This window comes from Pseudoalteromonas sp. MTN2-4 (assembly GCF_042848605.1).
Lineage (GTDB): Bacteria > Pseudomonadota > Gammaproteobacteria > Enterobacterales > Alteromonadaceae > Pseudoalteromonas.
This window is the reverse complement of record NZ_BTGK01000096.1, coordinates 1-214: the sequence shown is the minus strand read 5'-3', so window position 1 is coordinate 214 and position 214 is coordinate 1. Positions and strand designations below refer to the sequence as shown.

1 protein-coding gene is annotated in these 214 nt (G+C 45.3%); it reads right to left on the bottom strand.

The window, feature by feature from the left end; all coding sequences use genetic code 11:
• A partial coding sequence (locus ACGHEH_RS21860; RefSeq protein ID WP_390449929.1) for a hypothetical protein occupies positions 1-214 on the bottom strand: 214 nt, incomplete at both ends.

Genomic DNA, 214 nt, shown 5'->3' with positions numbered 1-214 from the left:
CGCTTCGGTTAAATCTGCAAACTCGTACTGACCGTTGATGTCTGTAGTGCGCGTTAGTGACACCTCGCGGCCAAACTTGTCTTTACCCGTCAACGTAACTGTGATGTTTTCAAGCGCTTTATCAAGCTCAACAGCTTCAAGTTCTCCGTCTTGTAAAGTATCTAGGAAGACACGACCTGATACTTGGTAATTAACTGGCTTCAGTTCTTCTGTG